19 protein-coding genes are annotated in these 24,736 nt (G+C 69.1%); 13 read left to right on the forward strand and 6 right to left on the reverse strand.

Annotation, left to right across the window (positions count from 1 at the left end; translation table 11 throughout):
- Positions 1-16: 16 nt before the first annotated feature.
- Positions 17-2,821 (reverse strand): aconitate hydratase AcnA, encoded by a 2,805-nt coding sequence (acnA, locus tag NLX83_RS23210; protein ID WP_374118798.1) that lies wholly within the window; start codon positions 2,819-2,821, stop codon positions 17-19.
- A 146-nt stretch (positions 2,822-2,967) separates the two neighbouring features.
- Between acnA and NLX83_RS23215 the strand changes: the two genes are divergently transcribed.
- Together NLX83_RS23215 and NLX83_RS23220 are read left to right on the forward strand one after the other, a co-directional pair.
- On the forward strand, positions 2,968-3,771 hold the full coding sequence (locus tag NLX83_RS23215; protein WP_254237232.1) for an ATP-binding cassette domain-containing protein: 804 nt from the start codon (positions 2,968-2,970) through the stop codon (positions 3,769-3,771).
- The gene (locus NLX83_RS23220; RefSeq protein ID WP_254237233.1) at positions 3,768-4,424 is read left to right on the forward strand and encodes a hypothetical protein; all 657 of its coding nucleotides are present in this window, start codon (positions 3,768-3,770) and stop codon (positions 4,422-4,424) included. Before NLX83_RS23215 ends, NLX83_RS23220 begins: the two co-directional genes overlap by 4 nt.
- Here NLX83_RS23220 and NLX83_RS23225 read toward each other — a convergent pair.
- Complete coding sequence (locus NLX83_RS23225; protein WP_254237234.1) at positions 4,421-5,539, reverse strand: HNH endonuclease signature motif containing protein; 1,119 nt, start codon at positions 5,537-5,539, stop codon at positions 4,421-4,423. The genes NLX83_RS23220 and NLX83_RS23225 overlap by 4 nt on opposite strands.
- 414 nt (positions 5,540-5,953) lie before the next feature.
- Between NLX83_RS23225 and NLX83_RS23230 the strand changes: the two genes are divergently transcribed.
- Positions 5,954-6,415 (forward strand): DinB family protein, encoded by a 462-nt coding sequence (locus NLX83_RS23230; RefSeq protein WP_254237235.1) that lies wholly within the window; start codon positions 5,954-5,956, stop codon positions 6,413-6,415.
- Here NLX83_RS23230 and NLX83_RS23235 read toward each other — a convergent pair.
- Complete coding sequence (locus NLX83_RS23235) at positions 6,412-7,041, reverse strand: zf-HC2 domain-containing protein (RefSeq protein ID WP_254237236.1); 630 nt, start codon at positions 7,039-7,041, stop codon at positions 6,412-6,414. The two genes, NLX83_RS23230 and NLX83_RS23235, sit on opposite strands and share 4 nt — an antisense overlap.
- Before the next feature lie 65 nt (positions 7,042-7,106).
- Here NLX83_RS23235 and sigC point away from each other — a divergent pair, with 65 nt between their 5' ends.
- The 9 genes from sigC to NLX83_RS23280 all read left to right on the forward strand — a co-directional run bounded on the left by sigC (position 7,107) and on the right by NLX83_RS23280 (position 19,268).
- Positions 7,107-7,670, forward strand: coding sequence for an RNA polymerase sigma factor SigC (gene sigC / locus NLX83_RS23240; protein WP_254237237.1), 564 nt, complete (start codon positions 7,107-7,109; stop codon positions 7,668-7,670).
- A gap of 61 nt (positions 7,671-7,731) precedes the next feature.
- Complete coding sequence (gene scoE / locus NLX83_RS23245) at positions 7,732-8,589, forward strand: (3R)-3-[(carboxymethyl)amino]fatty acid oxygenase/decarboxylase (protein WP_254237238.1); 858 nt, start codon at positions 7,732-7,734, stop codon at positions 8,587-8,589.
- A complete protein-coding gene (locus NLX83_RS23250) occupies positions 8,589-9,074 on the forward strand; it encodes an FcoT family thioesterase (protein WP_254237239.1) in 486 nt (161 codons plus the stop codon). The genes scoE and NLX83_RS23250 overlap by 1 nt, the downstream gene beginning before the upstream one ends.
- Entirely contained in the window at positions 9,067-10,539 is a 1,473-nt protein-coding gene (locus tag NLX83_RS23255; RefSeq protein ID WP_254237240.1) for a long-chain-fatty-acid--CoA ligase, read from the forward strand. Before NLX83_RS23250 ends, NLX83_RS23255 begins: the two co-directional genes overlap by 8 nt.
- A 1-nt stretch (position 10,540) precedes the next feature.
- Positions 10,541-14,254, forward strand: coding sequence for an AMP-binding protein (locus NLX83_RS23260; protein ID WP_254237241.1), 3,714 nt, complete (start codon positions 10,541-10,543; stop codon positions 14,252-14,254).
- Positions 14,255-14,264: 10 nt separating this feature from the next.
- Complete coding sequence (locus NLX83_RS23265; RefSeq protein ID WP_254237242.1) at positions 14,265-15,263, forward strand: ABC transporter substrate-binding protein; 999 nt, start codon at positions 14,265-14,267, stop codon at positions 15,261-15,263.
- A 14-nt stretch (positions 15,264-15,277) separates the two neighbouring features.
- Positions 15,278-16,252 (forward strand): FecCD family ABC transporter permease, encoded by a 975-nt coding sequence (locus tag NLX83_RS23270; RefSeq protein WP_254237243.1) that lies wholly within the window; start codon positions 15,278-15,280, stop codon positions 16,250-16,252.
- Entirely contained in the window at positions 16,249-17,022 is a 774-nt protein-coding gene (locus NLX83_RS23275) for an ABC transporter ATP-binding protein (RefSeq protein ID WP_254237244.1), read from the forward strand. The genes NLX83_RS23270 and NLX83_RS23275 overlap by 4 nt, the downstream gene beginning before the upstream one ends.
- 2 nt (positions 17,023-17,024) lie before the next feature.
- The gene (locus NLX83_RS23280; protein ID WP_254237245.1) at positions 17,025-19,268 is read left to right on the forward strand and encodes a heavy metal translocating P-type ATPase; all 2,244 of its coding nucleotides are present in this window, start codon (positions 17,025-17,027) and stop codon (positions 19,266-19,268) included.
- A 144-nt stretch (positions 19,269-19,412) separates the two neighbouring features.
- On the opposite strand, the gene NLX83_RS23285 is transcribed toward NLX83_RS23280, so the two are convergent.
- From NLX83_RS23285 to NLX83_RS23295, 3 genes are all read right to left on the reverse strand, one after another.
- Positions 19,413-20,954, reverse strand: a complete 1,542-nt coding sequence (locus NLX83_RS23285) for a flagellar basal body protein FliL (RefSeq protein ID WP_254237246.1) — start codon at positions 20,952-20,954, stop codon at positions 19,413-19,415.
- Positions 20,955-21,111: 157 nt separating this feature from the next.
- On the reverse strand, positions 21,112-22,380 hold the full coding sequence (locus NLX83_RS23290; protein WP_254237247.1) for a hypothetical protein: 1,269 nt from the start codon (positions 22,378-22,380) through the stop codon (positions 21,112-21,114).
- Positions 22,340-22,843 carry a hypothetical protein gene (locus NLX83_RS23295; RefSeq protein WP_254237248.1) on the reverse strand — a complete coding sequence of 168 codons (504 nt, stop codon included), beginning with the start codon at positions 22,841-22,843 and terminating at the stop codon, positions 22,340-22,342. The genes NLX83_RS23290 and NLX83_RS23295 overlap by 41 nt, the downstream gene beginning before the upstream one ends.
- A 153-nt stretch (positions 22,844-22,996) precedes the next feature.
- Between NLX83_RS23295 and NLX83_RS23300 the strand changes: the two genes are divergently transcribed.
- Complete coding sequence (locus NLX83_RS23300) at positions 22,997-24,535, forward strand: AMP-binding protein (protein WP_254237249.1); 1,539 nt, start codon at positions 22,997-22,999, stop codon at positions 24,533-24,535.
- Positions 24,536-24,736 lie beyond the last annotated feature (201 nt).

Genomic DNA, 24,736 nt, shown 5'->3' on the forward strand with positions numbered 1-24,736 from the left:
CGTGATGTGCGTCAGGTCAGCTGCGAACCATCTTGCGGAGCACGTACTGCATGATGCCGCCGTTGCGGTAGTAGTCCGCCTCGCCGGGGGTGTCGATGCGGACGACCGCGTCGAACTCCACCTTCTCGCCACCGGACTTGGTCGCGGTGACCTTCACGGTGCGCGGCGTCGAGCCCTCGTTCAGCTCGGTCACCCCCGCCACGTCGAAGGTCTCGGTGCCGTCGAGGCCGAGGGACGCGGCGGTCTGCCCCTGCGGGAACTGGAGCGGGAGCACGCCCATGCCGATCAGGTTCGAGCGGTGGATGCGCTCGAAGGACTCGGCGATGACCACGCGCACGCCCAGCAGGCTGGTGCCCTTCGCCGCCCAGTCCCGCGAGGAACCCGATCCGTACTCCTTGCCCGCCAGCACAACCAGCGGCACGCCCGCCTCAGCGTAGGCCGCCGACGCGTCGTAGATCGTGGTCTGCTCGCCGTCCGCGAGGAAGTTGCGGGTGAAGCCGCCCTGCACGTCGTCCAGGAGCAGGTTGCGCAGGCGGATGTTGGCGAAGGTGCCCCGGATCATCACCTCGTGGTTGCCGCGGCGGGAACCGTAGGAGTTGAAGTCCTTGCGCTCCACGCCGTGCTCGGTGAGGTACTTGCCCGCGGGCGAGTCCGGCTTGATCGAACCGGCCGGGGAGATGTGGTCGGTGGTGACCGAGTCGCCCAGCAGCGCCAGCACCCGCGCGCCGGAGACGTCGGTGACCGGCGTGGTCTCCATCGTCATGCCCTCGAAGTACGGGGGCTTGCGGACGTAGGTGGAGTCGCCGTCCCACTCGAAGGTCTTGCCGGTCGGCGTCGGCAGCGAGCGCCAGCGCTCGTCACCGGCGAAGACGTCGGCGTAGTCCTTGACGAACATCTCCGAGGAGATCGAGCTGGAGATGACGTCCTGGATCTCCTGCGGCGTCGGCCAGATGTCGGCCAGGAACACCGGCTTGCCGTCGGGGTCCTTGCCCAGCGGCTCGTTGTCCAGGTCGAGGTCCATCGTGCCCGCGAGGGCGTATGCCACCACCAGCGGCGGGGACGCCAGGTAGTTCATCTTGATGTCGGGGCTGATCCGGCCCTCGAAGTTGCGGTTGCCGGAGAGCACCGAGACCACCGACAGGTCGTTGTCGTTGATCGCCTGCGAGATCTCCTCCGGCAGTGGGCCGGAGTTGCCGATGCAGGTGACGCAGCCGTAGCCGACCAGGTGGAAGCCGAGCTTCTCCAGGTACGGCAGCAGCTCCGCCTTCTCGTAGTAGTCCATGACGACCTTGGAGCCCGGCGCCAGGGAGGTCTTCACCCACGGCTTGCTGCTCAGGCCGCGCTCGACGGCGTTCTTCGCCAGCAGCGCCGCGCCGATCATCACCGACGGGTTGGAGGTGTTGGTGCACGAGGTGATCGACGCGATCGCCACGTGCCCGTGGTCCAGCGTGGTCTCGGTGCCGTCGGCCAGGGTCACCGGGACGCGCTTGCTGACGCGGCCCTCCGCGCTGGGCAGCGCGTGCGGCTGGTCCTTGCCGTTGGACGTGGTGATCGACGGGGCGTCCGAAGCCGGGAACGACTCCTCGGACGCCTCATCGGCGTTGCCCTGCTCCTCGGCGACGGCGTAGTCGCCGAGCACGCCGCGGAACTTCGTCTTGGCCTCGGCGAGCACGATCCGGTCCTGCGGCCGCTTCGGGCCCGCGATGGACGGGACCACGGTGGACAGGTCCAGCTCGATGTGCTCGGAGTAGTCCGGCTCGGCGGCCGGGTCGTGCCAGAGGCCCTGCTCCTTGGCGTAGGCCTCGACCAGCGCCAGCTGCTCGGCGGGGCGCCCGGTGAGCTTGAGGTAGTTCACCGTCTCCTGGTCGATCGGGAAGATCGCCGCGGTGGAGCCGAACTCCGGGCTCATGTTGCCGATGGTGGCGCGGTTGGCCAGCGGCACCGCGGTCACGCCGGAGCCGTAGAACTCGACGAACTTGCCGACGACGCCGTGCTTGCGCAGCATCTCGGTGATCGTCAGCACCAGGTCGGTCGCGGTGGTGCCGGGGGGCATCTCGCCGTGCAGCTTGAAGCCGACCACGCGCGGGATCAGCATCGACACCGGCTGGCCGAGCATGGCCGCCTCGGCCTCGATGCCGCCGACGCCCCAGCCCAGCACGCCGATGCCGTTGACCATCGTGGTGTGGCTGTCGGTGCCGACCACCGTGTCCGGGTACGCCTGACCGTTGCGGGTCATCACCACGCGGGCCAGGTGCTCGATGTTGACCTGGTGCACGATGCCGGTGCCGGGCGGGACGACCTTGAACTCGTCGAAGGCGCTCTGGCCCCAGCGCAGGAACTGGTAGCGCTCCTTGTTGCGCTGGTACTCCAGGTCCACGTTGCGCTCGAAGGCGTCCGGGCGCGCGAAGACGTCGGCGATCACCGAGTGGTCGATGACGAGTTCGGCCGGGGCCAGCGGGTTGACCTTGGTGGGGTCGCCGCCGAGACCGGTCACGGCCTCGCGCATGGTGGCCAGGTCGACGACGCAGGGAACGCCGGTGAAGTCCTGCATGATCACGCGCGCCGGGGTGAACTGGATCTCCGTCGCCGGGTCGGCCGACGAGTCCCAGCTGCCGAGAGCGCGGACGTGGTCGGCGGTGATGTTGGCGCCGTCCTCGGTGCGGAGCAGGTTCTCCAGCAGGACCTTCAGGCTGTACGGCAGGCGCGCGGCGCCGTCGACGGCGCTCAGGCGGAAGATCTCGTACGAGGCGTCGCCGACGGCCAGTGTGCCGCGGGCACCGAAGCTGTCCTTGCTCGCAGGTGCAGTCACGTGAAACTCCATCACGGGCGGTGAGTCCGGGAACGGGGGCGAGTCTTGCGCACTCTCACGGAGTTCGCTGGCGCACCCCTCACTTGAGGCAAACAGTACGCTTGTCCTGTATTCGCGTTCAACCCGGGTCCCACGTGGCGTCTGGCACTGTGGTTCCCGTGATCGGACTGACCGGCGTCGGCAAGCGCTACGGGCGCGGGCCGTGGGTGCTCAGGGGTGTCGACCTCGACGTGGGGCCTGCGGAACTGGTCGTTCTGCTAGGTGTCAACGGCAGCGGCAAGTCCACGTTGATGCGCGTGCTCGCGGGCATCGTCGCACCCACCGAGGGCGCTGTCGCCGGGAGGAGCGCGGTCGGTTTCGTGCCGGAGCGGTTCCCCGCCGGGCTCAGGCTCTCCGCCCGCGACTACCTCCGCCACCAGTCGGCGATCCGCGGTGCCGCCGACACCGGCATGGAGCTGCTGGAGCGCCTCGGCTTCGCCGGGGACCCCGACCGCCCCATGGCCGAGCTGTCGAAGGGCAACACCCAGCGCGTCGCGCTGGCCCAGGCCGTCGTCGCCCGCCCCGCCCTCCTCGTCCTCGACGAGCCCTTCGCCGGTCTCGACGAGCACTCCCGCGCCGAACTCTGCGCGATGATCAACACCGCCGTCGCGGACGGCGCGGCGGCCGTGGTCACCGATCACACCGGCACCCGCTCCAGGCTTGCCGCGACGCGTACCGTCGCGGTCGCCGACGGCTCGGTGCGCGTGGTCGACACCGACTCCGGCGGCACCGGCGCGGTGGTCCTCGCCTGCCCGCCCGACCTGCACGCCGAGGTGATCTCGCTCCCCGGAGTGCTCCAGTCCTCGCGGGGCCCACTGGTGCGCCTGGAGGTGCTCGGCGCGGAGGTCGACTCCGTCCTCACCGCCGCCCTCGCCCTCGGCTGCTCGGTGCAAGAGGTTCGCCGGACGGAGCAGCCCGCATGAGGCCCCTGGTCCGCTACCTCGCCGCCGAGTTGATCAGCTCCCAGCGGTGGTTCCCGCCGATGGTCGTCTTCGCCGCCGTCTTCGGCATGCTCTACTCCACCGGCGCGGGCCCCGCGATCCCCGCCTATGGCGCCACCGTGATGCTGTTGTTCCCGGTCAGCGCCTGGCTCAGTGCCGTGGTGGCGAACAGCGAGGACCCCGTGACCCGCATGGTCACGATCACCGCCGCCGGTGGTTGGCGCCGCGCGTCCACCGGAGTGCTGCTGCTCGCGGTGCTGTGCAACGCCCTGCTCGTGGTTCTTTCCGTCCTGGTCCCGATCGCGGTGAACCCCGAGCCGTACCCGCTGTCCACCGTGCTGATCGGCCTCGGCGCTCACGTCGTCGCCGTTGCTCTGGGCATCGCCCTCGGCCTGTTGTGCGCGCGTCCCGTGCTGGCCGGTCCCGGGTGGACGATGAGCGCTCTGATCGTCGTGATGCTCGTCGCCGTGGGGTTGGGCCGCGTTCCGCCGCTCGGTGATCTGGTCGGCCAGATGTTCGTCCCGGCTTCCCCGTCCGTGCTCGCCGCTTCGCTCGCGTGGCACATTCCGTTGGCGCTCGCAGTCCTTGGCGCGGCCCAGGTGGTGATCAACCAGATCGGCACTCGGCGCCTCTAGAAGGGCGCGGGTTCTCCGATCGGCTCGATTTCTGATTCGTAGGTCTTGCCTTCTGGTGTGGTCCAGACGTGGCGTCCGTCTTCGAGGTTGTGGCATTGCCAGCTGGTTTCGTGCTTCATGCGGTGGTGCCTGCGGCATTTCGGCCGGAGGTTGTCGACTGACGTGTTGCTTCCGTTGAAGGGGCAGCAGTGGTCGAGGTCGCAGCGGTGCACCGGCTGGCGGCATCCGATCATCGTGCAGTGGGGGTAGCGGGCCGCGATCAGCTCCCGCTGCTTGGTGGTGGGCCGGTAGGTGGTGACATCCTCCGCGATTCCGGTCACCGGGTCGGTGAGGATGCGCTTCCAGATCCCTCCTGCGGCGACATCCCGTGCGATCTTGATGGGCAGCGGCCCGTGCCCCTGGAGGATGGCGGGGTCGTCGTCCATGCCGATGAGTGAGCTGATGGCCATGGTGAGGTTGACCGTCACCTGACCCTGCGGGGCACCGGTTTCCTTACCCAGCAACAGGTCCAGGGCCACGTCGACGCGTTTCTGGTCCAACGCTCGGCCGTCCTTCGGTAGGCCGCGTGCGATGGCGTCGATGTGGTCGAAGGCGAGGGCGGTGTCGAGGGCGGGCATGATCAGGCGGAGTGAGGCCATGCCGTCGTCAAGGTTGGTTTTCTCCACCTTGCGTTGCTCGCGCTTCTCCTGATGGCGGTGTTCGGCGGCGGTGGGGTCGAGTCGGTCGATGTAGCGGCGCGCGTACTGGCGGGTGGCGGAGTAGGCGTTGTTCTCCGCATGGGCCAACAACACTTGTTCGGCGGTGGCGGCCTGCACGGCGGAGAGGGGCTGAAGGAGTTCGACGATCATCAACGCCTTCCCCTCGTCGACGCGGCCTTCGGCCAGCGCCTGCAAGACCACGGGGCGCGCGGTCAAATCTGAGGCTTTCGCTAGCAGTCGTGATGCTTTCTCCTTCGAGATCCGTAACAGCGGCATCAGCAACTCCTCGGCGTACTCACGTTCGGCGGGTCGGAGCTGCGCGACGTACTCCATCAACGCCACCAGGAATTCGACGACGGCTTTACCGATACCGGTGAACGTTGACTTGACTTTCGCGTCAGTAGCATCGAGGGCCATGTCCCCATTTTATCGCATAATAATAGTGGATCATGGCTCTAAAGGATGAATTGCCAGGCGCCCGAAAAGCCCGAAACGCAACCCCCACGAAACAGCAAGCCGCACATGAAAGCGGGTCGGCTTTACCTGGGGTGCGCGTGCCATACGCTTGTCGCGAGGGCCGGGGTTTCATCCCGTGCCCCTGTGAGGCCCAAGGGCACGCGCAAGGGGCCCCCAGGTCAAGCCGACCCCCACGCTGGAAGCCCAGCGCCCCCCCCCCGCTGGAAGTCCAGCCGTCCCCTGCTGGAAGCCCAGCCACACGCCCTGGAAGCCCAGCCCACCAGAGCTGGAAGCCCAGCCACGCAAGCAGGAAGCTCAGCCACACACGCCGGAAGTCCAGCCCACACAAGCAGGAAACCCCCCGAAAGGCACAACGTGAAAGAGCACCTCAAGCAGTACCTCAACGAAGCCCGCCAAGCCATCCTCTGGAAACTGGAAGACCTCGACGACCACCAGATCCGCCAACCGAAAACCCCCACCGGCACCAATCTGCTCGGACTCGTCAAACACCTCACCGGCTGCGAAGCGGGCTACTTCAGTTTCGGCCGCCCCTTCGACATCCCGTGGCTCGACAACCCCGAACCCGGAATCGACATGCGCGCCACCGACGACGAGTCCCGCGAAGAAATCGTCGACCGCTATAAAAGGGCGTGTGCTCATGCCGATGAGACGATCGACGCGCTACCCCTCGATGCGACGACCAATGTCTGGGGTCAGGAAGTCACGCTCCACAAGATCCTCGTGCACATGATCGCCGAAACCCACCGCCACGCCGGGCACGCCGACATCGTGCGCGAGCTGATCGATGGCGCGGTGGGGCGCTTGAAGGACGACTAGGCGGCGTCGGTGGACCGCAACATGGGCACGGAACGATGATCCGGCGAAGGCGGCGCGGGCAGGCGCGATTGGCGGTGCAGCGCGTAGAGCAATCCCAAGCCCACCAACAACAATCCGTGCGACGCGACACGAGCGAACGGCACGGTGCCCACGATGAGGTCGTGCACCGAATACCCGATGAGCATCACGAGGAACCCGGAGAGCACGGCCAGCAGCCCGGCGACGGCGCGCGTGCGGAGCGCGGCCCAGAGCATCCCTACAGCGAGGCCGATGTTCCACGCGGTGCTCTCGTTGGACAGGTGCCCGGACATCAGTCCGCCGTGCGCGGCGTCCACACCGATCAACTGCGCGATGCCGAGAGCCAACTGAGTTGTGGCGACCGCGACGAGCGCCGCGCGGGTCCACCGGCCGGGCTGGCGGGGCGCGGGGGCCGCGGCGAGCACGGCGGGGACGAGGTCGGGCGGGGTCACCGCTGGCCGCACGCGCAGCGTCCTGGTCAGCGCCGATGCCCGCTCCTGCCACGCCTGGCAGTCCGGACAGCCGGAAAGGTGCGCGTCGGGGTCGACGGGCTCCGGCTCGCCGTCCATCCTGGCTGAGAGCGCTTCACGGCAGGTCGCACAGTTCACACTCTGATTGTCGGCCCAGAGCAGGGGTGAGTTCCCACCGGACGGGTGGATTACGCTTGGACGTCGTGACTGTCCCGGAGGGTGACGACGAGCGCGTGACGCAGTGGGCGTTGGACGCGGGTGCGGGCGACCGCGCCGCGCTCGAACGGTTCATCCGCGCCACGCAGCGCGACGTGTGGCGTTTCGTCGCCCACCTCTCCGATGTGCGCTCCGCCGACGACCTCGCGCAGGAGACCTACCTCCGCGCCCTGGGCAGCCTCCACCGCTTCGCCGCCCGTTCCTCCGCGCGCACGTGGCTGCTGTCCATCGCCCGCCGCGTCGTCGTCGACCAGGTCCGCGCGGCCGTGGTCCGCCCGCGCACCGCCGCCGGGGTGGACTGGGTCGCCGAGGCCGACGCCGCGCGGTCCCGGAGCACCGCGGCCGGGTTCGAGGACGTGGTGGAGCTGAACCTGCTGCTCGACGGCCTCGCCGAGGACCGCCGCGAAGCGCTGGTGCTGACCCAGGTGCTCGGCCTGTCCTACGCCGAGGCCGCCGACGTCTGCGACTGCCCGGTCGGCACGATCCGCTCGCGCGTCGCCCGCGCTCGCGATGACCTGCTCGAACTCACCGAGCAGCGCGACACCGGCTGAGCGTTACCGACTCGTCACCAACGCCTGGAACTCCCGCCCGCTGTTCGACGACCACTCGAACATGCGGATCACGCCACAGGCAGGGAAGGCCATGGGTGTCACGGTGACCGGCTTCGACGCCGCCACCGCGAGCGACACCGACATCCGGGCGATCGCCGACGCGGTCTACCGGGACAAGATCGTGCTGCTCAAGGGCCAGGACCTGAGCCCGCGCGAGTTCCTTGACCTGGGCGCCCGCTTCGGCGAGCCCGTCACCTACTACCAGCCGATGTACCGGCACCCGGAGCTGGCGGAGATCTTCGTCTCCGCCAACGAGGGCGGCTACGGGGTGCCGAAGACCGGGAAGTTCTGGCACTCCGACTACCAGTTCATGCCGGAACCGTTCAGCATCACGCTGATCCACCCGCAGGTCGTTCCGAGCAGGAACCGCGGCACGTACTTCATCGACATGGGCAAGGCGTACGAGCGCTTACCCGAGGACCTGCGCAAGGCAATCGTGGGCACGACGAGCTTCCACAGCGCGCGCCGCTACTTCAAGATCCGGCCCGAGGACGTCTACCGGCCGATCTGGGAGGTCATGGAGGACATCGAGCGCGAGACGCCGCCGGTCGCGCAGCCCACGGTCTTCGCCCACCCCGTGACGGGGGAGTCCGTGCTGTTCATCAGCGAGGGCTTCACCTACGCAATCGAAGGCGCTGATGACGGTGTCCTGCAACGGCTGCTGCACGAGACCGGGCAGCTCGACCCGGAGTGCGCGCACCCGAACATCCACCTCCAGACCTACGAGCAGGGCGATCTGCTGATCTGGGACAACCGCAGCCTGATCCACCGCGCGCTGCACACGACCACTCCGGAGCCCACGGTCTCCCACCGCGTCACGGTGATGGACGAGCACAAGCTCTACGCGCGGGCGCTGTGATGGGCGACGTGCTGCTGGAGCGCGTGCTCCGTCCGTACAAAGTGGACTGTCGTTACCTGCTCGCCGCCGACGTGAGCGGGGAAGCCGCCGCGCGCGGTGACTTCGCCATCCCGGAGTCCTGCTACATCGACGACACCGGGCACTTCAACTCGGTCGAGTTCAACATCTGCTACAACCAGCTGGTCTACTACCTGATGGCGCGGGCGGTGCGGGACGGCACGATGCCCGACTTCGCGACGTGGACGATGGAGGACTACTGGCGCAAGCAGTTGCCGGACATCCTCATCGCCTCCTTCGAGTCCCGGTTCAAGCGGCCCATCAACGCACGCCGGTTCTGCGGCGAGGTCACGATCGGCGACATCCGCTACCGCGAGTCGACGCGGCCCATGTTGTTGGCGCACACGGAAGTGCGGTTCTGGGACGACGACGGCGGAGCAGCGCAGGGCAAGGTCCTCCTGGCGATCATGGAGCCGCCGCGTGCTTGAGCGAACCTTGGGCGGTGCCCTGCGCGCACAGGTGTCCGGGCGCACCGCTTTGATCTGCGGGGAAACCAGACTGTCCTATGTGGATCTCGATCGCGAAGCGGACCGCATCGCCAGCCGTCTGAGCGCCGGTCAGCGAGTCGCCTTCCTGGGCAAGGAATCCCCGCTCTACTACGAGCTGCTGTTCGGCTGTTCGCGATCGGGCGCGGTGCTCGTGCCGATCAACTGGCGGCTCACCGCGGCCGAGGTGCGGCACATTGTCGAGGACTCCGGCGCGACCGTGATCTTCGCCGATCGCAGCTGTGCCAAGGCCGTCCCTGAGATGCCCGTTGTGTGGCTGGAGGACTTCGAAGCCTGGAAGGGCTCGGCGCCGGAAGGCAAGCCGGTCGCGTCCGGGCCGGATGACGCGGTGGCGCAGCTCTACACGAGCGGTACCACCGGCCTGCCCAAGGGAGTGGTGCTCGGCCAGCGTGGCTTCTTCGAGGTGCGCGCGGCCCTGGAGGGTAGCGGTCTCGACTGGCTGGACTGGCACTCCGACGACATCAGTCTTGTTGGTGTGCCTGGGTTTCACATCGGCGGGCTGTGGTGGGCGGTGCAGGGGTTGACCGCGGGCATCACCAACGTGATCATGCCCGCGTTCGCTCCTCGTGAGGCGGTCCGGCTCGTGCGCGAGCACGGGGTGACGATCACCTGCGTCGTGCCCGCGATGCTGCGGCTGATGCTCGACGAACGCCGACAGCTGACCGGCCTCCGCAAGATCGTCTACGGTGGCTCGCCGATCTCCGAGGCGTTGCTGTCGCGGTGCCTGGACGAGGTCGGATGCGAGCTGGCGCAGATCTACGGGCTCACCGAGACCGGCAACACCGCGGTCTGCCTGCCGCCGTCCGAGCACGTGCCGGGCGGCCCGCGCATGCAGGCGGCAGGACGGCCGTACCCCGGCTTCGCCGCGGAGATCCGGGACGCTTCCGGGCTGCCGCTCCCGGTGGGCGAGGTCGGCGAGGTGTGGCTGCGCAGCCCGGCGAACATGCTGGAGTACTGGCGCAATCCCACCGCGACGGCAGAGTCCCTTGTGGACGGGTGGCTGCGCACCGGGGACGCGGGATGTGTGGACGAGGAGGGCTACGTCTTCCTCCGCGACCGCATCAAGGACATGATCATCGTGGCGGGGGAGAACGTGTACCCGGCCGAGATCGAGGGCGTGCTCGCCGGGCATCCGGCGGTGGCCGACTCCGCGGTGATCGGTGTTCCCGACGAGCGGTGGGGCGAAGCGGTGCACGCCTTCGTCGTGACGAAGGAGAAGGCCACCGCGCGGGAGCTGATGACTTTCCTCCAGGGCAAGCTGGCCTCGTTCAAGCTGCCGCTGCGCTACGAGTTCGTCGAGGCGATCCCGCGCAACCCGAGCGGCAAGGTGCTGCGCCGAGTGTTGCGCGAGCAGTTCTGGCACGACCGGGAGCGGCAGGTCAACTGACGTGTCCCTGACGCTGAACCAACTTCGGGCCGACATCGCCGAGTTCCTGCTGATGGAACCGGAGGAGCTGACCGACGACCTCAACCTCTACGATGCCGGGCTGGACTCCGTTCGCCTGCTGACGATCGTGGACCGCTGGCGCGAGCACGGCGTGCACGTCAACTTCGCCGAGCTCATGGAGCGGCCCACCGTCGCCGACTGGTGGCCGATGCTGTCGACCACCTCTGAAAGGCCGCAGTCCAAGCAAGCGCTGACCCCGGCACAGCAGGGGATTCGGGCCGCGCAGCTGCTCGATCCGGCCAGTCCGGCGTACAACACCGGCGAGTACGTCGAGATCCGCGGCCCGATCGATTCGGACCTGTTCGAACGCGCTCTTCAGCAGGTGACAGACGACATTGGCAGTCCACAGTGGACGTTTCACCGCGCCAACGCCTCGATGGAAGCCGCGTTGGAGTGGATGCGGCGAGACCTGGCGACGCCGGTCGACATCGAGTCCGGTGCGCTGTTCGGGCACGCGTTGTTCCAGGTAGAAGACGAGATCTTCCTTTGGTACCACCGCGTTCACCACATCGCGCTGGACGGCTACGGGGTCGCGCTCGTCGCCCGGCGGCTGGCCGAGGTCTACACCGCGCTGGCTGAAGGGCGCGTGCCTGACCCGCACAGATTCGGGTCACTGGCGGACATCGTCGAACCGACGACGGACTCACGCCAGTACTGGCTGGACTACCTCGAAGGTTGCCCGCCCGCATTGAGCTTCGCCGAGGGAACGGGGCTGCCATCGCGGGACTTCCACCGGGTTCGCGCGCGGGCGGAGGCGAAGCCGGATCTCGTGGTCGCGGCGGTTGCCTCCTACCTCAGCCACACGAGCGGCGCGGAGGAGGTCGTGCTCGGCCTGCCTGTGCTGAACCGTCCCGACTCGGCGGCGCTGAGCGTCCCGTGCACAGTGCTCAACGCGATTCCGTTGCGGTTGCGGGTTGATACCGACGACCTCACCGTGCTTGCGCACAGGGCGGCCGAGGATCTGCGGCGGAGTTTGCCGCACCAGCACTACCGCTTCGAGCAGCTCCGCCGAGATCTTGGCCTGCACAGGCGATTGTTCGGCCCGGTCGTCAACGTGATGCCGTTCGACTACGACTTCACCTTCGCGGGCGCGGTGTGTCAGGCGCACAACCTCTCCGCGGGGCCGGTTGAGGACATCGCGGTGAACGTCTACGACCGCCGGGACGGCGCTGGCATCGAGGTTGTCGTTGACGGCAACCCAGACCGCTACTCCGTCGAAGACCTCGATCGCCACCTTGACGGCATCCTGGGATTCCTTGGTGGGCAACGATCTGTGCTCGATGGAGGCCCGCTTCCGCCAGTGCGGTCAGTATCGGAGCTGATCCGCGAACAAGATCCACACGCGACCGCGATCGAGTGTGGCGATCAGCGGCTGACCTACGGCGAGCTCACCGGGGCGACCGAGCGCCTGGTTCAGGTCAAGCCCACGCGGGACATCGACACTGTCGCTCGGATCGTTGGCGCGGTGCTCGCGGGCAGCACGTACGCACCGTTCGAAGAACCCTTGCCGGACATGGGTTTTGACGATGCGGCATATGTGATCCAGACGTCGGGGTCGACCGGGGAGCCGCGCAGCGTGGTGGTCGGGCACAGCGCGCTGAACGCCTTCGTCGCCGCCGCGGTGGAGCGCTACGACCTCCGGGAAACCGACCGCGTTCTCCAGTTCGCGCCGCTGAACTTCGACGCGAGCGTTGAGGAGATCTTCCCGATCCTGTGCGTCGGCGGCACGCTCGTCCTGCGCACCGACGAGATGACCGGGTCACCCCAAGCACTTCTGCGGGCGTGCGCGGAGCAGCGGATCACCGTGCTCGACCTGCCCACGGCGTACTGGCACGAGCTGGCGTACGCGATGCCACCGCTGCCGGAGTCGCTGCGCCTGGTGATCATCGGCGGAGAAGCCGTGCTGCCGGAACGCGTTGAGCGCTGGCACAAGGCGCAGCCCGACGCACGCTTGATCAACACCTATGGCCCCACCGAAGCCACAGTGGTCGCCACAGCGGCTGATCTCGTTGCGGGGGGCGGAGTTCCCATCGGACGGCCGTTGCGCGGAGTGAAGGCGATCGTGGCCGACGCAGCCGGGAAGCCGCTGCCGATCGGCGTGCCGGGGGAACTGTGGCTCGCCGGAGCCGGGCTCGCGCTCGGCTATCTCGGTGAGCCCGACCTAACCGCCGAGCGCTTCCGCGAAGTAGACGGCGAGCGCGCTTATCGCACCGGGGACCGCGTCCGGCTCGGCCGGGACGGGCATCTCCACCACCTCGGCCGCCTCGACGACGAGGTCAAGATCAGCGGTCACCGCGTCTCGCCCGGCGCGGTGGAGGCCGCGTTGGTCCGGCACCCGGCGGTGCGGGCGGCGATGGTCACCGCACACGCACGGCCGGACGGCACCAAGGTGCTCACCGCGCAGGTGGTGACCGACCTGCGCGAGCACCTCCGTGAACAGTTGCCCGCGGCCGTCATCCCGAGCGTCATCGAGCTCGTGGATGCGTTGCCCCGCAAACGTTCCGGCAAGCTCGACCGAACGTCCGCGAACGACGGTACGGTGCTCGGCATCATGCGTCACGTGCTGGGCCGACTCGATCTGTCCACTGAGGACGATTTCTTCGAGTCCGGTGGTCAGTCGCTCCAGACGATCCAGGTCGCGAACCGCGTCGGAGCCGCGCTCGGCGTCGAGGTGCCCGCCACCCTGGTGTTCCGGCACCCCACGGCGGGCGGCCTCGCGCGGGCGCTCGACGGCGGTGAGGAGCGGCCGAAAGGAGCGCCGGAGGAGGACGCGGTGCTCGACCGCGACATCCTGCCCGGTCGAACGAGTGTGCGGTCCGGGCGCATCCTGCTGACCGGCGCCACGGGCTTCGTCGGCGGGCACCTCCTGGCCGAGCTGCGCCGCACCACGGACGCGGAGATCATCTGCCTCGCCCGCCCGGAGTACGACCTCACGAAGCCCTGGCTGGGCCTGGACGTGCGGACATGGCAGGACTTGGCGCGGGTTGACGCGATCTACCACTGTGCGGCCGAGGTCAGCCTGCTGCGGGGATACGACAGTGTGCGCGCTGCGAACGTCGAAGGCACTCGTTCACTGCTGCGGCTCGCAGCTGCGGGAGCGCCGTCGCGGTTCCACTACGTGTCCACAGTGTCCGTCCTGACCGAACGCCACACCGGATACCAGCAGAGCAAGTGGGTGGCCGAACAGCTCGTCCTCGAAGCCGGTCGACGTGGGCTCGACACCACGATCCACCGCCTCGGCCGTGTCGCCGGCCCGACCCTCAACCCGCACGACGTGCTGTGGCAGCTGCTGCTCAAGGGGATTCCGGCCGGAGTCGTCCCGAGGCTGCACCACGCCGAGCCGTGGGTCGACGCACGGGACGCCGCCCGCGAGATCTTGGCTCAACACAGCGGAGTTCACACCGTCCTGCCGGAGAGCCGCATCGTGCTCAGCGACCTGTACGCGTGGATCGCCGACTACGGCTACCCCGTGGAGGTGTGCTCGCGTGCGGAATGGCGCGCGCGTGTCACCGACCTCGATCCAGCGACTCTCGCCCTACTCGACCTGTGGTCGGATTCCGAAGAACCCGAGGAGTCCTCCACAGTGGACAAAGAGGTCGTGCACCGACTTCTGGACCACTGCGTCGCCGCAGGTTTGCTTCCCGCCGCCAACTAGGAGAATCAACATGCAGTTCAAGCGCACCGCATTAGCACTGGTGTTCCTCACCGTCGCCGGGTGCGGCACATCGACGGGTGCGGCGCAGCAGCCACCGGCGCCGGGCTACCCGGTGACGGTCTCCAACTGCGGCAAGGACGTCACCTTCCAACGCCCGCCGAGCCGGACCGTGGTGATGAACGGCGGATCAGTCGCCGAAGTGTCCACATTGGTCGCTTTGGGGCTCGGGGACCGCGTCGTGGCCAACTCGCAGTCCTACGGCGCGTCGGACGAGCCGGGTCGTGCCGAGGCCATCGCGAAGCTGCCCACGGGTGGGATCAAGCTCAACGACCAGCTGGACATCCCGCGTGAGGCGATGCTCGGCCTGCGCCCGGACTTCGTGCTCGCGACCTACGGCGGCGGCTTCGACGGCAGTCGCGGCTTCGCCACGCGGGAGGACCTCGGCGCGATCGGCGCGAACACCTATGTGCCCGCGAAGATGTGTGGCACCGGCGGAAAGCAGGCCGTCGAGGACAGTTACGCGATGCTCCGCGACCTCGGCCGGATCTACGGTGTCAGCGACCGCGCCGAGCGGCTGATCGACGACTCGCAGCGGCGGATCGCGCAGGTCGAGGCGCGGGTGAAGGACAAACCCAAGCCGAGGGTCATGCTGATCATCCCGGGCATGGACATGGGTGCCGGTGACTTCAGCTCCGTTGGTGCACAAGGGATCTGGAACGACATCATCACGCGCGCGGGCGGGGTGAACGCGTTCGCCGACAGCGCGCCGCAGCTGTTCGCCAACCTGAGCAAGGAGCAGCTCGCCGCCGCCCAGCTCGACGCCGTGATCATCGTGAACTACCAGAACCCCGACCCCAACGCCTCCGCGACCAAGCTCTACGACCAGTTCCCGCAGTGGGCGGCGGCGAAGGCGAAGCGGCACGTGGTGCTCTCCGACTCCATCTACTTCGGACCGAATAACGCCACGGCGGTCGAGCGCATCGCCGCGTTGCTCCACCCCGTCCAGTGAAGAGCGCTTGTGCGGTGCTGCTCGTTGTGGTCATGGTCGTGGCCACCACGATCGGCTCCGTCGGCATTCCGCTCGGCGACGCGTGGTCGGTGATTATGGGTCACATCACGGGGAACACCGCCGGGCTCGATCCGGTCGCCGACCAGATCCTTTGGCAGTACCGGGTTCCCCGGGTGCTCCTTGCCGCATTGTGCGGAGCCGGACTGTCGGTGGCGGGCGTTGTCCTCCAGGCTCTGGTCGCGAACCCGTTGGCCGACCCCTATGTGCTGGGCATCTCCTCCGGCGCTTCGGTTGGCGCGGTTCTCGTGTTGACCGCCGGAGTTGGAACGCTGGGCGTTTCGTCGGCCGCATTCCTTGGCGCAGCAGTATCGGTGGCGGTTGTGTTCGCGCTCGGCCAGCAGCGCGGAAGGCTCGTGCCGACGCGCTTGGTGCTCGTCGGCGTCGCGGTCGGCTATGTGCTTTCCGCGCTGACGAGCTACATCCAGTTGCGCGCGAACCCGAACGAGCTGAAGTCGGTGATGTTCTGGCTCCTCGGCAGCGTCGCGGGCGCGCGGTGGGATCAGCTTTGGCTGGTGAGTGCCGTGGTGCTGAGCACCGTCGCCGCGCTCATGTTCTACGGGCGGCGGCTCAACGCGCTGGTCACCGGCGAGGAGTCCGCGACTTCGCTCGGCGTGGACGTCCGGCGGGCGCGAATCGGCCTGCTGCTGACGTCCTCGCTGCTGACAGGCACGCTGATCGCGGTGGCGGGCGGAGTCGGCTTCGTCGGCCTCATGATCCCGCACCTGGTCCGGTTGATCGTCGGCGCGGACCACCGCCGGGTGCTGCCCTTGGCCGCGTTGGGCGGAGCCCTCTACCTGGTGCTGGTCGACCTGCTCGCGCGCACGTTGGACAGCCCGAACGAGTTCCCGCTGGGCATCTTCACGGCCGCGTTCGGCGCGCCGTTCTTCCTGTGGCTGCTCCGCCGTGGCCGGACGTTGGTGGAGGCATGAGGCTCGACATCGCCGGAATCGGCGTCACCCTCGACGGCAAGCCGATCTTGGACGGGGTGAGCCTGACCGTCCCGCGGGGCTCGGTGGTGGGGCTGGTCGGGCCGAACGGCAGCGGGAAGTCCACGTTGCTGCGCACCGTCTACCGGTCGCTCCGCCCCTTGACGGGAGTCGTCAAGCTCGACGACGCCGACCTGTGGTCCCTGCCGGTCAGGGAGTCGGCGCGGCGGGTCGCGGCGGTCCTCCAGGAAGGCGGCTCCTCGGCGCTGTCCGTGGCCGAAGTCGTTGAGCTGGGCCGAACTCCGCACCACGGCATGGTTTCCCGGACGACGTCCGCCGACCGCGAAGCCGTCCGCGTGGCGATGGAGCGCGCCGGTGTCACGGCGCTGGCGGAGCGGCCCATGGTGTCGCTGTCGGGTGGTGAGCGGCAGCGCGTGCACCTGGCGCGTGCACTGGCGCAGGAGCCCTCGCTGCTGGTGCTCGACGAGCCAACCAACCACTTGGACATCCGGGCCCGTTTCGCGTTGCTGTCGACGGTGCGCGGCCTCGGCGTGACGACGTTGGCGGTGCTGCACGAACTCGATCTGGCGGTCCGCAGCTGTGACCACCTGGTCGTGCTGGACCACGGCAAGGTCGTCGCGGCGGGGGAAGTCCTCGACGCGCTGACACCAACGATCTTCCGCGAGGTCTTCGGCGTGCACGCCAAGGCCGAGCGGCACAGCGATGGGGTGGTCCGCATAACGTACGCGGCTGACCCACTGGGAGACTTGTAGCCATGTCCCACAGCACTGCCACCGAACTTGAACTCATCATCGGTGGGATGACCTGCGCCGCGTGCGCGAATCGTGTGCAGCGCAAGCTGAACAAGCTCGACGGCGTCACCGCGACCGTCAACTACGCGACCGAGAAGGCGGCCGTCACAGCGCCCGCCGGGACCGATCCGCGCACGTTGATCGAGACGGTCGAGCAGGCCGGGTACACCGCGCGGACTGTCACCCAGGCGCCCCCGGCCCAGGACCCAGTGCGCGCGCTGCGGCACCGGCTGTTCGTCGCGCTGGTGCTCTCCGTACCGCTCTGCGACCTGTCACTGGCGTTCTGGTTGCTGCCAGGACTGCGGTTCCCGGGTTGGCAATGGGTGTCGCTCGCCCTGGCCACGCCCGTCGTGCTGTGGTCGGCCGGGCCCTTCCACCGCGCGGCCTTCAAGAACGCCCGCCACGGCGCCGCGTCGATGGACACCCTCGTGTCGATGGGTGTGCTCGCCGCCTACGGCTGGTCGGTGTACTCGCTGCTGTTCACCACCGGCTCCGAGCTGCACACCGGTTTCGAGATCACCACCGAGGCGGGCGGGTCGGTCTACCTCGAAGTCGCCGCTGGTGTGACCGCGTTCCTCCTCGCGGGCCGCTACTTCGAAGCGCGGGCGAAACGCAGTGCTGGCAACGCTTTGCGCGCACTGTCCACTTTGGGCGTCAAGGACGTCACCGTGCTGCGCGACGGCTCGCAGGTCGTGCTGCCGATCGCTCAGCTCAAGGTCGACGACCTCTTCATCGTGAAGCCGGGGGAGCGGGTCGCCGCCGACGGAGTGGTGCACGAAGGCCGTTGCGCCGTCGACAACAGCATGGTCACCGGCGAATCCGTCCCGGTGCCCGTGGCGCCTGGCGAGGCCGTCATCGGTGGCACGGTCGCGGTGGGCGGGCGGCTCATCGTGCGCGCCACCAAGGTCGGCCCCGACACGCAGCTCGCGCACATGGCCCGGCTCGTCGAGCAGGCGCAGAACGACAAGGCCGACGTGCAGCGCCTCGCCGACCGCGTCGCAGGCGGGTTCGTGCCCGTCGTGCTCGTGCTGTCCGCGTTGACCTTCGGCGCGTGGCTGCTCTTCGGTCAGCCCACCGAACTCGCCTTCACCGCCGCGCTGGCCGTGCTGATCATCGCCTGCCCCTGTGCGCTCGGCCTGGCCACGCCGACCGCGCTGCTCGTCGCGACCGGCAGGGCGGCGCAGCTCGGCATCCTGATCAAGGGCGCCTCCGCGCTGGAGTCCACTCGCGCCGTGGACACCGTCGTGCTGGACAAGACCGGCACGGTCACCAGCGGCAAGATGACCCTTGCCGCCGTCCACCCGCGCGAGGGCGTCGACCGCGCGGAACTGCTCGCCATGGCGGGAGCGGTGGAGGACGCCTCCGAGCACGCCATCGCCCTCGCGGTCGTGACCGCGGCACGCCAGGAGTTGGCTTCGTTGAGCCAGGTCCAGGACTTCGTGGCACTGCCGGGGCTCGGCGCCCGCGGCGTCGTCGACGGTCGCGAGGTCGTCATCGGCCGGACCAGCCTGCTCGCGACGCCGCTCCCCGAGGAGCTGGAAACCCTTCGGCGGCAATGGGAATCCCACGGCAAGACCGTCGTCGCGGTGGAATGGGACGGCTCCGTCGCGGGACTCCTCGCGGTCGCCGACACCGTCAAGCCCACCGCCGCGGCGGCCGTCGCCGAGCTGCGCGCGCTCGGCCTGCGACCGGTGCTGTTGACCGGGGACAACGAGGCCACCGCCCGCGCCGTCGCGCAGGAGGTCGGCATCGACGAGGTGGTCGCCGAGGTGCTGCCGCAGGGCAAGGTCGACATGGTGCAACGGCTGCGGAGCGAAGGCCGCGTCGTGGCGATGGTCGGCGACGGCGTGAACGACGCGCCCGCGCTGGCCACCGCCGACCTCGGCCTGGCGATGGGCAGTGGCACCGCCGTGGCGATCAACGCCGCCGACCTGATCCTGGTGCGCGAGGACCTGCTCGCGGTGCCCGACTCGATCCGGCTCGCACGGCGCACGCTCGGCACGATTCGCGGGAACCTGGTGTGGGCCTTCGGTTACAACGTCGCCGCGCTGCCCCTCGCCGCGCTCGGCCTGCTCAACCCCCTGATCGCGGGCGCCGCCATGGCCCTGTCCTCGGCCTTCGTGGTCTCCAACAGCATGCGCCTGCGGAAGTTCGCCTCCGCCAACCCCTCCGTCGGCCGCCCCGAGGACGACCGCATCACCGGCTGACCCGGGTCTTCAAGTACCCCCGACCCCGTCCCAGCAGATCGCAAACCGCCCCCGACCTCCGGACCACGCCGGGGTTGGGGGCGGTTTGAGACCGTCACAGCGGGGGTTGGGGGTACTTGAAGACGCCCCTTCCCGGGCTGGGAGTTACTTGCCCGCCTTGGCGAGCTCCTCGATGTCCTTGGGTTCGAGGCTGCGCAGGACGGTCAGCATGAGCTCGCTGAAGGTGCGCAGGGGGCTGACGTAGTGCTTGCCGTCGACCTGGGTAGACATCACGCCCGCGTCGAAGAAGTTGCGCACGATCCGCTCGGCGAAGTCCTTCAGCTGCTGCGGCAGCGCCCGGCCGGTGTTGCGCCGGAAGCTCTCCTCCATGCCGGAGGTGAAGTCCGCGACGATGTCCTTCGCGCACGTCTTCTTGACCTGCCCCTGCGGGTCCTGCACCTCGTAGCAGTCCTGCACCCGGCGCATCGAACCGCGCTGGCCGTTGACCTCGACCACCGCCGACTCCAGGCCGACCCTGGTGCCGCCGTTGACCTCCTTGCGGGTGGTCTTCAGCTCGACGATCCGCAGGCCGAAGTCCGTCTCACCCGCCTGGACCTCGCTGAGCAACAACGGCCCCAGGTCGTGCAGCACGCCCATCTCGTCCGGCGCCAGCAGCTCGAACGCCCGTCGCGGGTTGCCGGAGAACGCGGCCTGCACCAGCTCCCTGACCGCGGTCTCGGGGTCGGCGGCGCCGTTGGCCGGGATCGACTGCTTCGGCCAGGCGATCTCCTCGGCGGCAAGGATGTTGTCGGCGATCGTGTAGAACATGCTCGCGTACCAGGAGCCGTCCACCTTCACCGAGGCGATCCGCACCGGCCCGCCCAGCCCCCGCACCACGTCGGCGATGTCGATGGTCTGGGTCATCCGCTGGTCGATCCGGCCGTTCGGGAAGGCCAGGTCGACGAACTTGTCCGCCAGCGGCAGCTTCGCGGTGTCCGAGGTGACGGTGATCTTGCCCGCGACCAGCTTCGCGACCGCCACGTGGTCGTTGAGCTGCTCCTCACCGGCCTCGTCGAAGCGCAGGCCCTCGGCCTTCAGCTCCACCCCGGCCAGCTGGTCGGGGTTGGCGTCGGGCTTCATCACCTCCAGGCGCTTGAGCTCGTTCATCGACGCCGCGGTGTAGTCCAGGCTCAGCTTCGCCTCGGCGGGCGCCAGGCTGGTCATCATCCCGGCGATGTCGCCCTTGCCCAGCGCCTCCACCAACCGGGTCGCCGCCGCGGTCGGGGTGTTCGCGCCGGCGCCGGAGAAGGCGAAGATCGCCGTCACCCCGGCGGCCACCAGCGCCAGCACGCCGACGATGACGCCGACCACCACGCCGGTGCGCTTCTTCTTCGGCGGCGCGTAGCCGGGCGGCGGGCCGTAACCGGGCGGCACCTGCCCCGGCGGGAACTGGCCCTGCTGGAACTGTCCAGGCTGGGGCTGACCTGACTGGAACTGACCGGGCTGGAACTGACCGGGCTGGAACTGGCCCGACTGGGGCTGGCCGGGCTGGGGCTGGGGCTGGGCAGGCACGCCCATCGGCGGTGTCGTCATGTCCGGCCCGTCCGGTCGCGGCGGCTGCTGCTGGGGGCCGGGCCCCTCGGCCGGGCCGGGCTGAGCGGGTTGGCCCGAATCGTTCCCGCCCGAATCGTTCCCGGGAGTGCTCACGGTGTCCCCTCCTGCGGTTCTGCTGCGCGCTTCGCACGGCGACCCTAGGTCGTCGCGGGGCCGTTTGGACCGGCGGCCCTACCGTGGGGTTCCCCGAACGGGCGAAAAAGAAAGGGCCGCCCGGGTGTTTCCGGGCGGCCCTCACGATCACTCCAGGTCAGCGACCGCCGAGCTGCGCCAGCTCGGCCAGCGACTTGGCGTCCAACCCGCGCAGGAAGGTCAGGAACAGCTCGTTGACCGTGCCGGTCGGGCTCAGGTAGTGCTTGCCGCCCTCCTCGACGGTGGCCACGCCGATGTCGAGCACGTTGCGGCCGATGTTCTGGAAGGTCCGCAGCGCCGCCTCGGACAGCTGGACGCCCTCCTCGGCCGCGGCCTCCTCGACACCGGCGAGCATCTGGTCCAGGCACGCGACCCGCTTGCCTTGGCCCGCGTCGATGTTCACGCAGTCGCCGTCCCTGGCCAGCGAGATCCGCATGCCGCCGGTCTCCAGGACGATCTTGCGCGGGCTGATCCGCTTGCCGCCGGGGATGTCCTTGGTCTCGGTCTGCAGCTCGACGAGCTTAGTGTCCGAGGGGACCTCGCCGCTCATCTGCACCACGAGGGCGTTGCCGACGTCGTGCGCGACGGCCATCTCGGTGGGCGGCAGCAGTTCGATCACCCGGCGGAGGTTGCCGTCCACCGCGGCGGTCACCAGCTCGCGCACGGCCTGCTCCGGGGAGGCGGCGCCGACGGCCGGGACGGTCTCCTTCGGCCAGGACCGCTTGGTCATCTGCAGCACGAAGTCTGCGAGCGAGTAGTAGAGGCTGGGGTACCAGGAGTCGCCGACCTTCACGGTGGCGATCCGGACCGGCTTCCCGGTGCGCCGCACCACATCCGCGATGTCCACAGTGGACGTCTGGCTGACCGAGGCGCCCGGGGTGCCCTCCATCAGCTTGAGGAACTTCTCGGTGTAGGGCGCCTGCGCCGGGTCGCTGGTCAGCGAGACGCGGCCCTTGACCAGCTTCACCACGCTGATCCGGTCGGTGACCTTCTCCTCGGGCTCGTCGGCGAAGCCGATCTCCTCCGCCTTCACGCCGCCGCTCATCTTCAGCGCGTCGGCGTCGGCGCGCAGCACCTCGAGGCGCTTCATCTCCGCGGCCGAGGAGAGTGCGAGGTCGCGGAACGCCTTGGCCTCCGCGGGGTGGACGCGGTCGAGCACGCCCACCGTGTCGTTCTTGTTCAGCGCGTCCACCAGCCCGGACACCGCGCCCTGCGGCGACGAGCCGGGCGCGTCCGGGCCCTGCATCGCCACGGCCAGCGTGACGCCCCCGCCGACGAGCGCGAGCACGCCCACGATCACCCCGGTGATCAGGCCGGTCCTGCGGCGCGGCTGCGGTTCCTGAGGCTCAGGAAGCTCGGGAACCTGGTAGCCCTCGGTGCTGCTCAATGTCACTCCCCTGTGTGAAAGGTCCAGGGGCGCCCACGAGTACGCCGATCGCGCCGAGCAGCGCCAGCACGGCGCCGACCAGCACGAATACAGGTCCCGTCCAACTCAGGCCGACCAACGATCCCCCGGAGTCGGCGTGGACGGACGCGAACACCCCCACTGCGCCGGTTATCGCCGAGAGGAGCAGATTCGCTACAGCCGCGACGCGGGGAAGGCCCAGGAGGTAACCGGCGACGCACACCGCCGCCAGCGGGCCGACCGCGGGCCAGGCCACGAGCAGTGCCCCGCCCACCCCCGAGTCCAGCCCGAGCAGGCGTCGTAGCAGGTCAGCTGCCTCGTAGCTGTTGCGCTGCACCGAGCCCGAGTAGAGCCAGGGCAGGAAGGTGCCCACGACGGTGATGACGAGGCCGAGGATGGCGAGCCCGATGCCGAGCCGCCGCAACTGGTGTCGCACGACGCGCATCCTGGCACTCCCGTCCCGCCGCCCTCCGTTCGGCCGCGTGCGTTCGCCCGGCCGCCAGAAGGGTGAGTCATGCCGGGGGTGCCTGTCGCCCGCCGGTAGCCCTCAGTACCCTTCCGGCCACTCGGTGTTTCCGGCCCTGGAGGTACGAAGACCATGCGGGTCCCGCTTACCGTCGCCGACTTCGTGGATCGAGCCGAATCCGTCTGGTCCGGTTCGACCGCCATAGTCGACGAGCCCGACCAGCCCGCGGCGGCGGTGCCGACGACCACCTACGGCGACGTCGCGGCGCGGGTGCGGGCCTGGCAGGCGGGGTTCGACGCGCTCGGGGTGGGCGAGGGCGAACGCGTCGCCGTCATCAGCCACAACTCCAGCCGCCTGCTCGAACTGCTCTACGCGGTCCCGGCGAGCGGCCGGATCTGCGTGCCGGTCAACTTCCGGCTGCGCGCGGAGGAGATCGCCTACATCGTCGAGCACTCCGGCGCCTCGACCGTGCTGGTCGACCCGGAGCTGGATGCGGACCTGAGCGGGATCACCGCGCGGCACCGCTTTGTGCTCGGCGAGCAGACCGAGTCGGAGCTGATGCGCTTCGGCGTCGAGCCGCGCGCGTGGGCCGAGCCGGACGAGGACGCCACGGCCACGATCAACTACACGTCGGGCACCACGGCGCGGCCGAAGGGCGTGCAGATCACCCACCGCAACATCTGGATCAACACGATGACGTTCGGTTTACACGTGCGAGCGTGGGAGCGGGACGTCTACCTGCACACGCTGCCGATGTTCCACTGCAACGGCTGGGGCATGCCGTTCGTGCTGGCCGGTCTGGGCGCCAAGCAGGTGGTGCTGCGCAAGGTCGACGGCATGGAGATCCTGCGCCGGGTCGAGCAGCACGGGGTCACCCTGGCCTGCGGCGCGCCCGCGGTCTGGAACATGGTGCTCGACGCCGCCCAGGACTGGCGGGGCGAGATCCCCGGCCGCGGCTCGATGCGCATCGTCTGCGCGGGCGCCCCGCCGCCCACCCGCACCATCGCGCGCATCGAGGACGAGCTGGGCTGGGAGTTCCAGCAGCTCTACGGCCTGACCGAGACCTCGCCGACGCTGACCTTCAACCGCACCCGGCCGCTGGACGTGGACCTGCCCGCCGAGGAGCGCGCCCGCAAGCTCTCCCGCGCGGGCTCCCCGGCCATCGGCGTGCGGCTCACCGTCTCCGGGACCGGGGAGGTGCTGGCCCGCTCCAACACCGTGCTCGAGGGCTACTGGAATAACAAGGAGGCCACCGACGACGCTCTGGACGGCGGCTGGTTCCACACCGGTGACGGCGGCACCCTGGACGACGAGGGCCACCTGACGATCTCCGACCGGAAGAAGGACGTGATCATCACCGGTGGCGAGAACGTGTCGTCCATCGAGGTGGAGGACGCGGTGTTCAGCCACCCCGCGGTCGCCGAGGTCGCGGTGATCGGCGTGCCCGACGAGAAGTGGGGCGAGACGATCAAGGCGCTGGTGGTCACCGCCGAGGGCGCGGAGGTCTCCGAGCAGGAGATCATCGCGCACTGCAAGCAGCGGCTGGCCGGGTACAAGGCGCCCACCTCGGTGGAGTTCCGCGAGTCCATCCCGCGCACGGCCACCGGCAAGATCCAGAAGTTCAAGCTCCGCGAGCCCTTCTGGGCGGGCCGGGAGCGCGCCGTGAACTAGCAACGCGTGCGAATGGCCCCTTTGCCCGGAGCGAAGGGGCCATTTTGCTGCCGATCACACGTCGCGCTGCGTAAGGTTCTGCCCAGCGGAGGCCGGGGGCACCGTGACTGATTTGTGCCCCTTTGTGACACGAGTGAGGGACGAGGCGCGTGTTTCTGCTGCTACAAGTGGCAGGAGTTGATGTCGGGGTGCACAGTTGCG

This window comes from Allokutzneria sp. A3M-2-11 16 (genome assembly GCF_024213555.1).
GTDB lineage: Bacteria > Actinomycetota > Actinomycetes > Mycobacteriales > Pseudonocardiaceae > Allokutzneria.

Excerpts from the sequence above, each read along its gene's own strand:
- scoE (WP_254237238.1), top strand. The coding sequence starts at position 7,732 with ATGCGGATCACGCCACAGGCAGGGAAGGCCATGGGTGTCACGGTGACC.
- NLX83_RS23250 (WP_254237239.1), top strand. The coding sequence starts at position 8,589 with ATGGGCGACGTGCTGCTGGAGCGCGTGCTCCGTCCGTACAAAGTGGAC.
- NLX83_RS23295 (WP_254237248.1), bottom strand. The coding sequence starts at position 22,843 with ATGCGCGTCGTGCGACACCAGTTGCGGCGGCTCGGCATCGGGCTCGCC.
- NLX83_RS23225 (WP_254237234.1), bottom strand. The coding sequence starts at position 5,539 with ATGGCCCTCGATGCTACTGACGCGAAAGTCAAGTCAACGTTCACCGGT.
- NLX83_RS23265 (WP_254237242.1), top strand. The coding sequence starts at position 14,265 with ATGCAGTTCAAGCGCACCGCATTAGCACTGGTGTTCCTCACCGTCGCC.
- acnA (WP_374118798.1), bottom strand. The coding sequence starts at position 2,821 with ATGGAGTTTCACGTGACTGCACCTGCGAGCAAGGACAGCTTCGGTGCC.
- NLX83_RS23300 (WP_254237249.1), top strand. The coding sequence starts at position 22,997 with ATGCGGGTCCCGCTTACCGTCGCCGACTTCGTGGATCGAGCCGAATCC.
- NLX83_RS23275 (WP_254237244.1), top strand. The coding sequence starts at position 16,249 with ATGAGGCTCGACATCGCCGGAATCGGCGTCACCCTCGACGGCAAGCCG.
- NLX83_RS23220 (WP_254237233.1), top strand. The coding sequence starts at position 3,768 with ATGAGGCCCCTGGTCCGCTACCTCGCCGCCGAGTTGATCAGCTCCCAG.
- NLX83_RS23280 (WP_254237245.1), top strand. The coding sequence starts at position 17,025 with ATGTCCCACAGCACTGCCACCGAACTTGAACTCATCATCGGTGGGATG.